Origin of the sequence: Blautia sp. DFI.9.10 (genome assembly GCF_024461705.1) — a bacterium.
Taxonomy (GTDB): Bacteria; Bacillota; Clostridia; order Lachnospirales; family Lachnospiraceae; genus Blautia_A; species Blautia_A fusiformis.
Window position 1 is genome coordinate 1 of sequence record NZ_JANGAA010000015.1, and the last position, 13170, is coordinate 13170.

Genomic DNA, 13170 nt, shown 5'->3' on the forward strand with positions numbered 1-13170 from the left:
TCAAAACTGCTTTTTCGTTTACTCCATCATCGATTCTAACCTAAAGAATTTGTATCAACGTAAGAAGGAGAACAATATCATGTTCAGAACAATTCGTAAAAAGAAAAATGAAATCAGCATCGACACAGCAAAGGCTCTTTTGCAGTCCAGCCGACGTGGTGTTCTTGCCGTAAATGGAGATGACGGATATCCCTATGCAATTCCTATCAACTATTTCTACGATGACGATGCGCAGAAACTTTATTTTCATGGAGCACGTGCAGGCTATAAAGTAGATGCACTGCGTGCCTGTGACAAAGTATGCTTCACGGTATATGGAAATGAAACCATCAAAGAAGAAGATTGGGCACCGTTTGTGCAGAGCGTTGTGGTATTCGGCAGATGTCACCTCGTAGAATCTGGTGCAAGAGCAACAACTCTGTTAAAACAATTTGCAATGAAATACTATCCCAGTGAACAGTTAGTTGATGAGAAAATTGTCCACGCAGGAAAGGCTGTGCAAATTTTTGAAATAGAAGTGGAGTACCTTAGCGGCAAGGAAATACAGGAACGATAAATTCCAGCTTGTCTTTCAGAAATTCTAACTGAATAATCACAGCACGAACCGCTGCTACATGGAATGAAGCCAACAAACCATGCAACAGCGGTTTTTCTTTACCGTTTTTTTCTCTGGCTGATAGGCGTTCCCATTTTCTTTGATTTTTGGAGAATCCGAATCAGCCAGCGAAATTCTTCTTCTGATAAATTTTTGTAGTTGATACCAAGCTGCTTGCAGTAAAGCACTGCCAGTTTTTCCAAACGGCTGCCCTTGAAATTTTCGACTGCTTCTAGATTTTCTCTCAGTTCATCGGCAACGGTGGTCTGGGGCGCACTCTCACTGTCTTTTTTATGGGCTTCCCGAATATCCCGGATAATGAGATTGAGGTCATCCAGAACCATGTGGCTGAAATATTCATCATCACTGATATGGGCGGCTTGCAGCACTTTCAAATGCGGGTCATCTTCTCCGGGGCGATACCGTTCAATGATTTCATGCCGGACAGTATCGACAAGGGCGTTGAGGTTTTGAATCTGCATGGTGGCAATTCCATCCACATAAATCTCAATGTCCGCAAGAAACTTAATAAAATCCTTATGGGTGGCAAGTTCGCAGAGCAGACGGTTGTTAATCCGACCGCTTTTCAGAAGTGCAACCATCTCATCGTTCAAATGCAGCTCCGTCAATGGCGTATTGATCTGCTCCTTGTTCTCTGTCCGGCACAGCAGATAATCAACGGAAACCCCATAGAATTCTGCCAGCGTGATGAGGTTTCCATGATTGATTTCCTTAAAATCTTCTTTTTCATAACTGCCAAGGGCTGATTTAGAAATACCCGTCAGCTTTGATAGTTCTTCCAGATTTAAGCCTTTGTCCTTGCGGAGTTCCCAAAGGCGTTCCTGTATGCTTGTTGCTCCTTTCATGGGCGCACGCTCCTTTCCGGCGGTTTCATTGCTGTCGTTTAACTGGATTATATCACACTTTCCGCAATCGTGGAAATTTCTGATTTTTACCCCTAATTCCTACTTTGTGGACATACGGCACAGGGCACAAAAATGTTCTATGATACAGGTAGTTCATCGATGGATTATTCCAATCGAATGACCAGCCTGTGTGGGATATGCTTCCCCGGCGATGTAGTGCCATGACTTTTGGCAGGGATGTGGAGGAACCCTGACCGAAACGAGCATACCAAAGGGAGCGATACGCCGCTGTGAGATTCAGGGGAGGAACGACACCGGGGAGAACTGGCGAACTGACACCGAAATGATACCGAAACACGACAATCTGATAGGGGGATAGTCTACCCTATTGCTGATACTTCGGGAGATTTTAAGCGGCTTTATGACCGTAATTTTGCCGAAAATCGCCCCGAAACCATACACTAAAACGGGAGGAAGCGCAATATGCCAAGAATGAGCAAAAAGAGGAAGTATGAGCTTTCCTTTTACCTCAATGACCGGGGGCGTGTCACTTACAACGAATTATGCCGGAAATGCCAGCATGGGTGCAAGCAGAGCTTCCGGGCGGTTGTGATTGACTGCCCCCGTTATTTATCCAAACGAGCAAAGAAAAAGGAGGAACACACAGAATGAATTTTGAATTTATGACGATAGACACACCATTGCCGCCCTGTATGCCATTTCCCAGAGCGTTGACAGGATTTCCAGTTAGCAGCACCGCAAAGGTCATGTACTGCCGGATGTTAGATGCTATGCTGTCCAAAGGACAGGAGGACGAGAACGGAATCCTGTTTGTCTGCTTCCCTGTCACAGCCATTGCCACAGTCCTGTCCCGCAGCCCCATGACGGTCAAGCGTTCTTTGAATGAACTGGAAACCGCCGGACTTATCATGCGGGTGCGTCAGGGCATTGGAGAACCGAATAGGATTTATGTGCTGATACCGGGAAAGGAGGACGCTGCCCTTGCCTGATACCTCAAAGCTGGAAAAACTCAATCGGGAGTTGGAAAAAAGCGAAAAGAAACTGCGGAAAGCCATCAATGATGAAAAGGCATTGCAGCACCAGTTGAAACAGCTTACCCGAAAGGAACGGACGCACCGGCTCTGTACCCGTGGCGGTATGCTGGAAAGTTTTCTGCAAGAACCGGAACGTCTGACAGATGATGATGTCATGCTGTTGTTGAAACTCATTTTTCACAGACAGGACACGCAGGAACTATTGAAAAAACTGCTGGAACGGGAGAAGCCGGAAACCCCTTAGTTTACTAAGGGCGCAATTATACACCACCCAAAGGTTAGTGCATTGCGTTCTCCGAAGGCTCCTTGCCGGAGGGCTGTGATTTTTCGCAGTCATGGTCTACTCCAAATCATACAGGGGACGCTACGCTTCCCCTGCGCTGGCTGCCGCCAGCTACCCTTTTGTGGACTTGCCATCTGGGGACATCTTGCGTTGCAAGCTGTTCCCAGCCGACAAGTTTCATAAAATATGCTATCTTTTCGATAGGCAATACAGTATAATAAAGTCAGTAGTAACAATGCACTTTAGGAGGATTTGTATGAAGATAGAACACATTGCAATGTATGTAAATGATTTAGAAGCAACAAGAGAGTTTTTTATCAAATATTTTAATGCCACATCTAATGCAGGGTATCATAATACAACTACAGATTTTCGTTCTTATTTTTTAAGTTTTGACGATGGTGCTCGTCTGGAAATAATGAAGAAACCCAAAATGGAAGATGAAATAAAAAATTTGTCACGCACAGGTTATATTCATCTTGCATTTAGTGTGGGAAGTAAGGAAGCTGTTGATGAACTTACTCAAAAAATTAAAAGCGATGGTTATGATGTTATAAGCGGACCAAGAATAACTGGAGATGGATATTATGAAAGCTGTGTAGTAGGTATTGAAGAAAATCAAATTGAGATAACAGTGTGATATTTGTGGAGATACTGGGATATGTACGACAATCATTTTGTTGAAGAATTGTAAGAAAATTGAGCCACACAACTCCCAGTTTGTCATCCACACATCGGGTCAACTTGCCCCGGACTTTTACAACTAAATACTCGCCGCCCACACAGCGGCACAACGAGCAGGAAATCTGAAAAAAGGTCTCCTGCTTTTTTTCTGCCCAAAATGAGGTGGTAAAGCACCACCCCATCCGTCAATTACAGAAAGGAGGGACACGAAATGCCCTGTCCACACAACGAAATCACGATTGTTCAGCGCAGCCAACGGCAGTCTGCTGTTGCCGCCGCTGCTTACCAAAGCGGCGAAAAGCTGTTCTGTGAATACGACCAGCAAGTGAAGCACTACCCGGAAAAGCGTGGTATCGTCCACAATGAAATCCTGCTCCCAGCAAATGCCCCGCCGGAATATGCAGACCGCAATACCTTATGGAATGCCGCCGAAGCGGTGGAAAAACAATGGAACTCCCAGCTTGCAAGGCGGTGGGTGCTTACCATCCCCAGAGAAATACCGCCCGACCAGTACGCTGTCCTTGTCAGGGAGTTTTGCCAGCAGCAGTTTGTTTCCAAAGGAATGATTGTTGACTTTGCCATCCATGACCCCCATCCGCCGGGACACAATCCCCACGCCCATGTCCTGCTCACTATGAGGGCAATGGACGAACATGGGAAATGGCTTCCCAAGAGCCGCAAGGTTTATGACCTTGATGAAAACGGAGAACGGATAAAACTTCCGTCCGGCAGGTGGAAAAGCCACAAGGAGGATACGGTGGACTGGAACGACCAGAAGTATTGTGAAATCTGGCGGCATGAATGGGAAGTCATCCAGAACCGCTATCTGGAAGCCAATGACCGCCCGGAGCGTGTGGACTTGCGTTCCTATGCCAGACAGGGGCTTGATATTATCCCTACTGTCCATGAGGGGGCTGCTGTCCGGCAGATGGAAAAGCGTGGTATCCAGACGAATATCGGCAACCTGAACCGGGAAATCAGAGCCGCCAACCGCCTGATGAAGTCCATCCGGCAGCTTATCCAAAACCTCAAAGGCTGGATTACCGAGCTGGGAGAAAAACGGAAAGAGCTGCTTGCACAAAAGGCGGCGGAGGAAGCGACACTTCTTCCCAATCTGCTGATGAAGTATATGGAGATACGAAAGGAAGAACGGAAGGACTGGACAAGGGCTGGACAGAACCGGGGGACTTCACAGGACTTAAAGGCAGTCAGCGAAGCCCTGTCCTATCTCCGGCAAAAGGGGCTTTCCACTGTGGAGGACTTAGAAGCATTTCTGGAAGCGTCCGGGAAATCAGCCGCAGATTACCGCAATCAGATGAAGCCAAAGGAAGCCCGCAGCAAAGTGATTGACGGGATTCTTGCCAGCCGGACAGACTGCAAGGAATGTAAGCCTGTCTATGAGAAGTACCAGAAGATATTTTTTAAGAAAACAAAGGAGAAATTCAAACAGGAACACCCGGAGGTTGTCCGGTATGAGAAAGCCGCTGCCTACCTTGCCAAGCACCCGGACGATAAAGACAGCACCCAAAAGGAGCTGCAAGAGGAGCAGGAAACGCTTCTCAGCGAAATCGCAGAGCTGAAAGAACCTTTGACCGAGGTACAGGCTGATTTGAAGAAGCTGCGGGACATCCGCTACTGGGTACGAAAAGCCACCCCCGGCACAGAGGAAAGCAAAGAGCTGCCAAAGAAACAGCCTATCAAAGAAGTCTTGCAGGATAAGGCTGACGAGAAAAAGGCTCAAAGAATCGCCCCGGCGCAGACGAAACACCAAAAACAGAATATGGAACTTTAACAGGCACTTGCCATTTTCAGATTGAGAATGTCAGGTGCCTTTCTTATTTTCAAGGAGGAATCAATTTGAACGTATTTGAAGCTGTGAAGCAGTCCGTCACAACAAGACAGGCTGCGGAGCATTATGGAATCCATGTAGGTCGGAACGGGATGGCTTGCTGCCCGTTCCATAACGATAAAACCCCAAGCATGAAGCTGGATCGGCGTTACCACTGCTTCGGCTGCGGTGCTGATGGGGATGTGATTGATTTTGCCGCCGCCCTGTATGGGCTGGGAAAGAAAGAAGCCGCCGTACAGCTGGCACAGGACTTCGGGCTTTCCTATGAGGACTGGAAACCGCCGGGAAAGGCAAAAAAGCCCAAGCCCCGGCAGAAATCCCCGGAGGAACAGTTTCAGGAAGCAAAGAACCGCTGCTTCCGTATTCTTGCCGACTATCTCCACCTGCTCCGGGCATGGAGAAAGGAATATGCCCCGCACTCCCCGGAGGAAGCCTTTCATCCCCGGTTCGTGGAAGCCTTGCAGAAGCAAGCCCAAGTGGAATATCTGCTGGATGTGCTGCTGTTTGGGGAAACGGAGGAAAAAGCGGCTTTGATTACGGACTATGGAAAGGATGTGATACAGCTTGAACAGCGAATGGCAGAGCTTGCAGCCACAGACGCAGCAAGAACTAAAAAACACCATGAACACCATGCAGCCGCCCCAGAGTGTTGAGGAAATCAAGGCGGGGCTGGAAACTACCGACAAAGGCGGTGTCCGTCAGAGCATACGGAACTGCCTGACCGTATTCCAGCGTGACCCTCTGCTTTCCGGGGCTATCGCATACAACATCCTGACTGACCGCAAGGACATCATAAAGCCCATCGGCTTCCACAGGGAAAGCACCGCCCTGAACGATACGGACATGAAGTATCTGCTTCTTTATCTGGAAGAAACCTACGGGCTTACCAATGAGAAAAAGATTGATAACGCCATCGGGATTGTGGCGAATGAAAACAAGTACCATCCCATCCGGGACTATTTAAGTGCCCTTGTTTGGGACGGGACAGAACGAATCCGTTTCTGCCTGCGGCACTTTCTGGGGGCTGACGCAGACGATTACACCTATGAAGCGTTGAAGCTGTTCCTGCTGGGTGCAATCTCACGAGCCTTTCAGCCGGGGTGCAAGTTTGAAATCATGCTCTGTCTGGTCGGCGGTCAGGGGGCTGGCAAGTCCACCTTCTTCCGTCTGCTGGCAGTCCGGGACGAGTGGTTCTCCGATGATTTGCGGAAGCTGGACGATGACAATGTGTACCGCAAGCTGCAAGGTCACTGGATAATCGAAATGTCGGAAATGATGGCAACCGCCAATGCCAAGAGCATTGAGGAAATCAAGTCGTTTTTAAGCCGGCAGAAAGAGGTTTACAAGATACCCTATGAAACCCACCCGGCAGACCGCCCCCGTCAGTGCGTGTTTGGCGGCACTTCCAATGCCCTTGACTTCCTGCCCCTTGACCGTTCCGGCAACCGCCGCTTTATCCCGGTCATGGTGTACCCGGAGCAAGCCGAGGTTCACATTTTGGAGGACGAAGCTGCTTCCAGAGCCTATATCGGGCAGATGTGGGCGGAAGCGATGGAGATTTACCGAAGCGGCAGGTTCAAGCTGGCTTTCAGCCCCGCCATGCAGCGGTATCTCAAAGAACACCAGCGGGATTTTATGCCGGAGGACACCAAAGCCGGGATGATACAGGCGTATCTTGATAAGTACACCGGGAGCATGGTCTGTTCCAAGCAGCTCTACAAGGAAGCCTTGAACCATGCCTTTGACGAACCGAAGCAATGGGAAATCCGGGAAATCAACGAGATTATGAACCAGTGCATTGACCGCTGGCGGTACTTCCCAAACCCAAGGATGTTTTCCGAATATGGCAGACAAAAGGGCTGGGAGCGTGAAAACCCGGCAACGGACTCCGGCAACCCGTCTGAAAAAACGATGGACGGTTTTGTGGAGGTCACAGAACAGATGGAGCTTCCATTCTGAAAATGACAGCCCGTTGCACCCCCTGTTGCTATCCCGTTGCCGAGCTGGTTGCCGGGGAAAATCCCTTATTTCCGGGCTTTTTTCCCCTATGACAACCAAAACAACAGAAAAATAAAAGAAAAGTATAAATAGTAATTAGTGCCAGATTGAGATTGTTTGCAAGGTCTTTTGAAGCCCGTTGCCGGACTTCGTTGCCGACACCCTCTGTCTGGCTATTTTCATGTATGGAGGATAACTGCCTATGGCAAAAAACAAAACAGAGATTCATGTGACCACTGTATTTGACGGGGAGCTGGACGCAACCGATGTGTTCGTCAGCCTGATTTCCCAGAAATACGGCAAGACAAATACGAAAGAATATCTTGCTAAAAAGAAAGATATGAAGTATAATGAAGATGAGGTTCAAAAGAGCCAGATACCGTCTGGATTGTGTGGGTAAATGGCTATGATGAACGAAATGGAATACAGGACAATCGGTTCGGCACTTGCCGGAGGGTACCGTGCAGCGGTCTATTGCAGGCTGTCAAAGGACGATGACCTGCAAGGCGAAAGTGCCAGTATCGCAAACCAGCGTGATATGCTGGAAAAATACTGCGAAAAGCAGGGATGGGAGGTTGTGGCAGTCTATCAGGACGATGGCTTCACAGGTCTTAATATGGAGCGTCCTGATTTACAGAGAATGTTGAGAGCCATTGAGCGCAGGCAAATCAACCTTGTCATCACGAAAGACCTCAGCCGACTGGGGCGTAACTATCTGCAAACCGGGCATTTGATTGAGGACTTTTTCCCAAGAAACGGTGTCCGCTATATCGCCATGAACGACGGTATCGACACCCTGCGGGATAACAACGACATTGCCCCGTTCAAGAATATCCTGAACGAGATGTACAGCAAGGATATTTCCAAGAAAGTCCATTCCTCTTATCTTCTGAAAGCGCAGAAAGGACAGTTTACCGGGTGTCTTGCCCCGTTTGGGTATCGGAAAGACCCGGAGGACAAAAACCATCTGCTCATTGACGAGGAAACCGCCCCGATTGTGCGGCTGATTTTCGGATATGCCCTAAACGGTCATGGTCCGAACTATATCCGCAGACGGCTGGAGGAAGAAAAAATCCCCTGCCCCACATGGTGGAACCGGGAACGGGGGCTTCGCAATACCCGCACCAAATGGGAAAAGAAAGACCCGGAAAACGGGCGGTATATGTGGGACTTCTCCGTTATCAAAGACCTTTTGATGAATCCCGTCTACACAGGGGCGATTGCTTCCCAGAAAAAAGACTACCGTTTCAAAATCGGCACGATTGGGGAAAAGAAGCCGGAGGACTGGATTGTGGTGGAGGGACAGCATGAACCGCTGATTGACCGCATGAGCTTTGATATTGTGCAGAACAAGCTGAAATCCCGCCAGCGTCCGGGGCAGACCAATGAAATCAGCCTGTTTGCCGGACTGATAAAATGCGGCGAGTGTGGGAAGTCGCTGACGATACGCTACACAAACGCAAAACATCCCCAGCGGATTTACTCCTGCAAGACCTACAATGCCTTTGGAAAGAACCACTGCACCCAGCACCGGATTGACTATGACACCCTTTACAGCCATGTGCTGCGGAAAATCCGGGAATGTGCCAGAGCTGCCCTGATGGACGGGGAAGCGGTTGCCGACCGCCTGACCAATACCTGTGAAGCCGAGCAGCGGGAACAGCGGGAAGCAATGGAACGCTCCCTTACAAGGGACGAGGAACGGATTGAGGTTCTGGACAAAATGGTAATGCGGCTTTATGAGGATATGATTGCAGGGCGTATCAGTGAGCAGAATTTCAACACCATGCTGGAAAAGACACAGACCGAGCAGACGGAACTTAAAGCCAGAGTGTCCGAGGGCAGAAAGCGGCTGTCCGATGAAGTCCAGCTTGCCAATGACGCAAAACAATGGGTGGAAGCCATTCAGGAATACGCCAACATCACAAAGCTGGACGCAGCCACCCTTAACCGCTTAATCAAAGAAATCGTCGTACATGAGCGCATTGACGAAGATAAAACAAGACACATTTCTATCGAAATTCATTTTAATCTCAAACCCATCCCGGAGGTGGAACAGGTCACTGCCTGACCTGTCCCGCCGGGACAGTTCTCTTAAAAACACCATATAGATTTTTTGTACGCCGCCGCCCGCCATCGAGCAGAGTTTTACACCTAATTGGGGATAAAACACTTAATGTCTTCTATGTGAAAAGATTTTAAAGAGAAAATGCACATCCTACGCAGATAACATGACAATTTCATGCAAAGCGAAAGGAGACACCATGAAAATCGAATACACAAAAGTGGGAGACTATTATTTACCGAATCTTTACTACCCGGAGGAAACCAGACCGATTGGCTTATGGGGAATGCTTCGGAAGGAATATCTGAAAGAACATAAATCTGGAACTTATACATATCTTCTTCTGACCGCCAGGCTGGACAGTTATTTGGCAGATCTGAATGAACAGGCACAGGAACGCTTTGAATTGATCGAAACTCAGATGCGAAGTGCGGAGGGAGTTTCCGAGGAACTGAAGAGACAGAATCCTATGGAATGGCTATGCCACTGTAACAATATCCGCAACCGGGCTGCTGAGATCATCAAGCAGGAACTGATTTATGTATAAGGGGGATTCTAGATATGAGAAGAGAACTGATTGAAAGTTATTATGAAGAATACCAGCGGGAGCTGGAAAGATTTCTTGAATCTGACCCGGAGATGTTCACTCTGGAAGCAGAAATTCATCATTACATAGAAATACTGGAACCGGTCCTCAGAGATGGCGGACAGGAGATGTGGCAGACACTGGACAGGATTATTTCAGCGAAAAATGCAATGGAGGGAATTGTGGCAAAAGAAATGTATATCCGGGGATTTCTGGATTATGAAAGACTGGTGTGTGAAAAAGACAGTAAGATCTGAATAATCAGAACATAGACTATATATAACGAGGCTTTTATTGTATAGACAGTAAGAGCCTCATTTAATATAGTTTTCATAATAAAAAACAGGTGGTAGTACGTATTTGCTTTGTGTTATATAAGAATTGGTCTGGCTGAACAATGGTGAAAATTTACTATGATTTTACTTAAATCTGATTGAAGGATGAAAAAGTGATGATATCATATAGTGGGTTGATAGGGTTACAGAAAATGTATTCACAGAGGCAGAGAAGAAATAATGAAAGTAAAAAATGCAGATGAATTTTATAAAATATTAGAAAGAAAGGCTATATATCCGGTATTTCAGCCGATTGTAAATTTACAGACTGGAGATGTGGCAGGATATGAAGCTCTTAGTCGTATCGACAGGCATGATACGACTCTTATGATTTCAGATTTGTTTGTGATTGCTGAACAGGTAGGCTGTGTTTGGAAATTGGAAAAATTGTGCAGAAATAAAGCATTGAAGGCAGCGGCGAATAAACCAGAACATGCAAAATTATTTCTTAATGTAGATGGTAATATCATTCAGGATAAATCGTTCATACAGGGATTTACAAACCGTAAGGCTGCGAAAGCCGGAGTACCGTCCTGTGACATTGTATTTGAAATAACGGAACGGTCGGATATAGAAAACTATCAGATTCTGCAACAGATTATGAAGCATTATGCAGATCAGGGATATGAAATAGCTTTGGATGATGTTGGAGCTGGATATTCTGGTCTGAACCGTGTAGTAAATACATCGCCAAACTACTTAAAAGTTGATATAGAACTGGTCAGAGATATTCAAAAACATAAGAAAAAGGAAATTATGATGGAATTTCTGTTGCATTACTGTAATGAGACAGGAGCAATTCTGATTGCAGAAGGGATAGAAACAGAAGCAGAGTTGGAGTGTCTGTGTAGATTAGGTGTTCATTACGGACAAGGATATTTTCTTGGAAGACCGGACAGAACGTTCAAAAATGTAAGGAATGAGGCGATGTTGGTATTACGTAGACTGAATAATAAATCGTAATGAAAACTATATGTCAGCAGGTGAAAAATGAATAAGTCAATTATAACATTATAAAGATTTCCATTGATTTTTACACCTATTTTACACAAGCACTCACATAGATTTGATTTCTGTCTTCTATAATTGTATAGGAAAATGTAGATCTTATATAATAACAGGAGAGGACAGAGAAATGAACGAGAATGTGAAAGTGGTTTTTGGTCTGATCGGTGGCCTTGCCTTGTTCCTTTATGGAATGAACAGCATGAGTGATGCACTTCAGAAAGCCGCAGGAGAACGAATGAAAAAAATCCTTGGATTTCTTACAAGAAATCCAATTATGGGAGCACTTGCCGGAGCACTTGTAACAGCTGTATTGCAGAGCAGTTCAGCGACGACAGTTATGGTTATCGGTTTTGTCAGTGCGGGACTTATGAGTCTTCCGCAGGCAATTTCTGTTATCTTTGGTGCCAACATAGGAACCACTATGACGGCACAGCTGATGGCATTTAAAATCAGCAATTATATTTATCCAATTATCTTTGTTGGATTTATTCTGAACTTTGTTAGCAAAAAAGAAAAGGTTAAAAATATCGGTATGGTAATTTTTTCATTCGGACTTTTATTTGAAGGAATTGAAATCATGGGTGAAGTCATGAAACCTTTGGCGGGAAGTCCGGTCTTTGTTGATCTGATGGGAAAAGTTTCATCCATTCCGGTTCTTGGTGTTGTACTGGGAGCGGTCATGACATTGGTTGTGCAGAGTAGTTCAGCTACGATTGCAGTTCTGCAGAATTTTGCATCACAGGCAGGACCGGACGGAGTAAGCAGTGTAATAGGGCTTACCGGTGCGATTCCGATTCTTCTTGGAGATAATATAGGTACAACGATCACAGCACTTCTTGCATCAATTGGACAATCTAAAAATGCAAAACGTACAGCAATTGCGCATAGTATTTTTAATATCAGTGGAAGCTGCGTTTTTATTTTCCTGGTTCCGTGGTTTGCAAAATTTGTCCAGTTTATTTCACCAAAGGGAAATGAGATTGATGTGATTTCAAGACAGATTGCAAATGCACATACAACGTTTAATATCGTCTGTACACTGGTCTGGCTGCCACTGATTCCGCTGATGGTAAAAATTGTTACAACAATCATCCGTGGAAATGACAAAACAGAGAAAGCAGCTTTTGAACCCAAATATCTGGATATGAAAGTGATTGAACAGCCGGCGGCTGCTATGGTTCTGGTATCTAAGGAACTGAACCGACTTGGAGAACTGGCAGAATCTCTGTTAAGTGATTTAAAAACGGCGATTGTAGCAGATGGAGACTCAAAAACTCATGGTTCGTTTATAGAAAATCTGGAGATTGTACATCAGTTACAGGACAGTGTGACAGAATATATTACCAGATTATTCGCAAGCGGAAACCTTACAGAACAACAGTCTGAGCAGACGGCAGGGTTACTGTATGTAAACAATAGTATTCAGAGGATTGCAGACAGATGTGAAGATATTGACCAGATATGTGAAAAAGTAAATAACAATGGAAAAAGACTGACCAGTGAAGCCTCCTCAGAAATGGAAGACTGCATTGATATTATCCAGCAGCTTTTAAAGAAAGCAATGGAGGCAATCCGTAAGGGTGATGCTGTAGTGGCTGAAACAGTTTTTGAAAATAAGAAAAAAATGCATAAAGCAGAGAAAAAATACAGTAAGGCACATTTAAACCGTGTAAAAAATGAGGTTTGTGATGCGTCTATGACAAGATATTTTTCTGGGATCATGTATAATTTTGACCGTATGGCAGATAATTGTGTCAGCATTGCAGAAGAAGCCTGTGATAATGTGGCTTTTATAAACCTTGATGAAGAGACGGGAAAATCAATGATGGAAAGAGGTGCAGTATAA

The 13170-nt window shown here is 45.9% G+C and carries 15 protein-coding genes; 14 read left to right on the plus strand and 1 reads right to left on the minus strand.

From position 1 onward, the window contains the following. Positions 1–79: 79 nt before the first annotated feature. Entirely contained in the window at positions 80–556 is a 477-nt protein-coding gene (locus NE671_RS09980) for a pyridoxamine 5'-phosphate oxidase family protein (protein WP_256163941.1), read from the plus strand. A 98-nt stretch (positions 557–654) separates the two neighbouring features. Here the strand turns inward: NE671_RS09980 and NE671_RS09985 are convergent, their stop codons facing one another. Beyond that, a complete protein-coding gene (locus tag NE671_RS09985) occupies positions 655–1461 on the minus strand; it encodes a helix-turn-helix domain-containing protein (protein ID WP_256163942.1) in 807 nt (268 codons plus the stop codon). 483 nt (positions 1462–1944) lie between these two features. Between NE671_RS09985 and NE671_RS09990 the strand changes: the two genes are divergently transcribed. The 13 genes from NE671_RS09990 (at position 1945) to NE671_RS10050 (ending at position 13170) form a co-directional block, all read left to right on the plus strand. Beyond that, positions 1945–2133 (plus strand): hypothetical protein, encoded by a 189-nt coding sequence (locus tag NE671_RS09990; protein ID WP_020989947.1) that lies wholly within the window; start codon positions 1945–1947, stop codon positions 2131–2133. After that, a complete protein-coding gene (locus NE671_RS09995; RefSeq protein ID WP_008981871.1) occupies positions 2130–2471 on the plus strand; it encodes a DeoR family transcriptional regulator in 342 nt (113 codons plus the stop codon). The genes NE671_RS09990 and NE671_RS09995 overlap by 4 nt, the downstream gene beginning before the upstream one ends. Next, complete coding sequence (locus NE671_RS10000) at positions 2464–2760, plus strand: DUF3847 domain-containing protein (protein ID WP_002594808.1); 297 nt, start codon at positions 2464–2466, stop codon at positions 2758–2760. The genes NE671_RS09995 and NE671_RS10000 overlap by 8 nt, the downstream gene beginning before the upstream one ends. Positions 2761–3055: 295 nt before the next feature. After that, on the plus strand, positions 3056–3439 hold the full coding sequence (locus NE671_RS10005) for a VOC family protein (protein WP_256163943.1): 384 nt from the start codon (positions 3056–3058) through the stop codon (positions 3437–3439). 255 nt (positions 3440–3694) lie between these two features. Next, positions 3695–5275, plus strand: a complete 1581-nt coding sequence (gene mobQ, locus NE671_RS10010) for a MobQ family relaxase (protein WP_256163944.1) — start codon at positions 3695–3697, stop codon at positions 5273–5275. A gap of 65 nt (positions 5276–5340) precedes the next feature. Next, positions 5341–5985, plus strand: a complete 645-nt coding sequence (locus tag NE671_RS10015) for a CHC2 zinc finger domain-containing protein (RefSeq protein ID WP_256163945.1) — start codon at positions 5341–5343, stop codon at positions 5983–5985. Next, positions 5954–7291, plus strand: coding sequence for a virulence-associated E family protein (locus NE671_RS10020; protein WP_256163961.1), 1338 nt, complete (start codon positions 5954–5956; stop codon positions 7289–7291). Before NE671_RS10015 ends, NE671_RS10020 begins: the two co-directional genes overlap by 32 nt. Positions 7292–7532: 241 nt before the next feature. Then, entirely contained in the window at positions 7533–7730 is a 198-nt protein-coding gene (locus NE671_RS10025; protein WP_054328110.1) for a hypothetical protein, read from the plus strand. Further along, complete coding sequence (locus NE671_RS10030) at positions 7731–9401, plus strand: recombinase family protein (protein ID WP_256163946.1); 1671 nt, start codon at positions 7731–7733, stop codon at positions 9399–9401. A gap of 193 nt (positions 9402–9594) precedes the next feature. Next, positions 9595–9942: a TnpV protein gene (locus NE671_RS10035; RefSeq protein ID WP_015543451.1), complete on the plus strand. Its 348-nt coding sequence runs from the start codon at positions 9595–9597 to the stop codon at positions 9940–9942. Between the two features lie 14 nt (positions 9943–9956). Beyond that, a complete protein-coding gene (locus NE671_RS10040; RefSeq protein WP_003864601.1) occupies positions 9957–10238 on the plus strand; it encodes a hypothetical protein in 282 nt (93 codons plus the stop codon). A 258-nt stretch (positions 10239–10496) separates the two neighbouring features. Beyond that, positions 10497–11279 (plus strand): EAL domain-containing protein, encoded by a 783-nt coding sequence (locus NE671_RS10045; RefSeq protein WP_003864600.1) that lies wholly within the window; start codon positions 10497–10499, stop codon positions 11277–11279. Positions 11280–11451: 172 nt separating this feature from the next. Continuing rightward, positions 11452–13170, plus strand: a complete 1719-nt coding sequence (locus NE671_RS10050) for a Na/Pi cotransporter family protein (protein ID WP_003864599.1) — start codon at positions 11452–11454, stop codon at positions 13168–13170.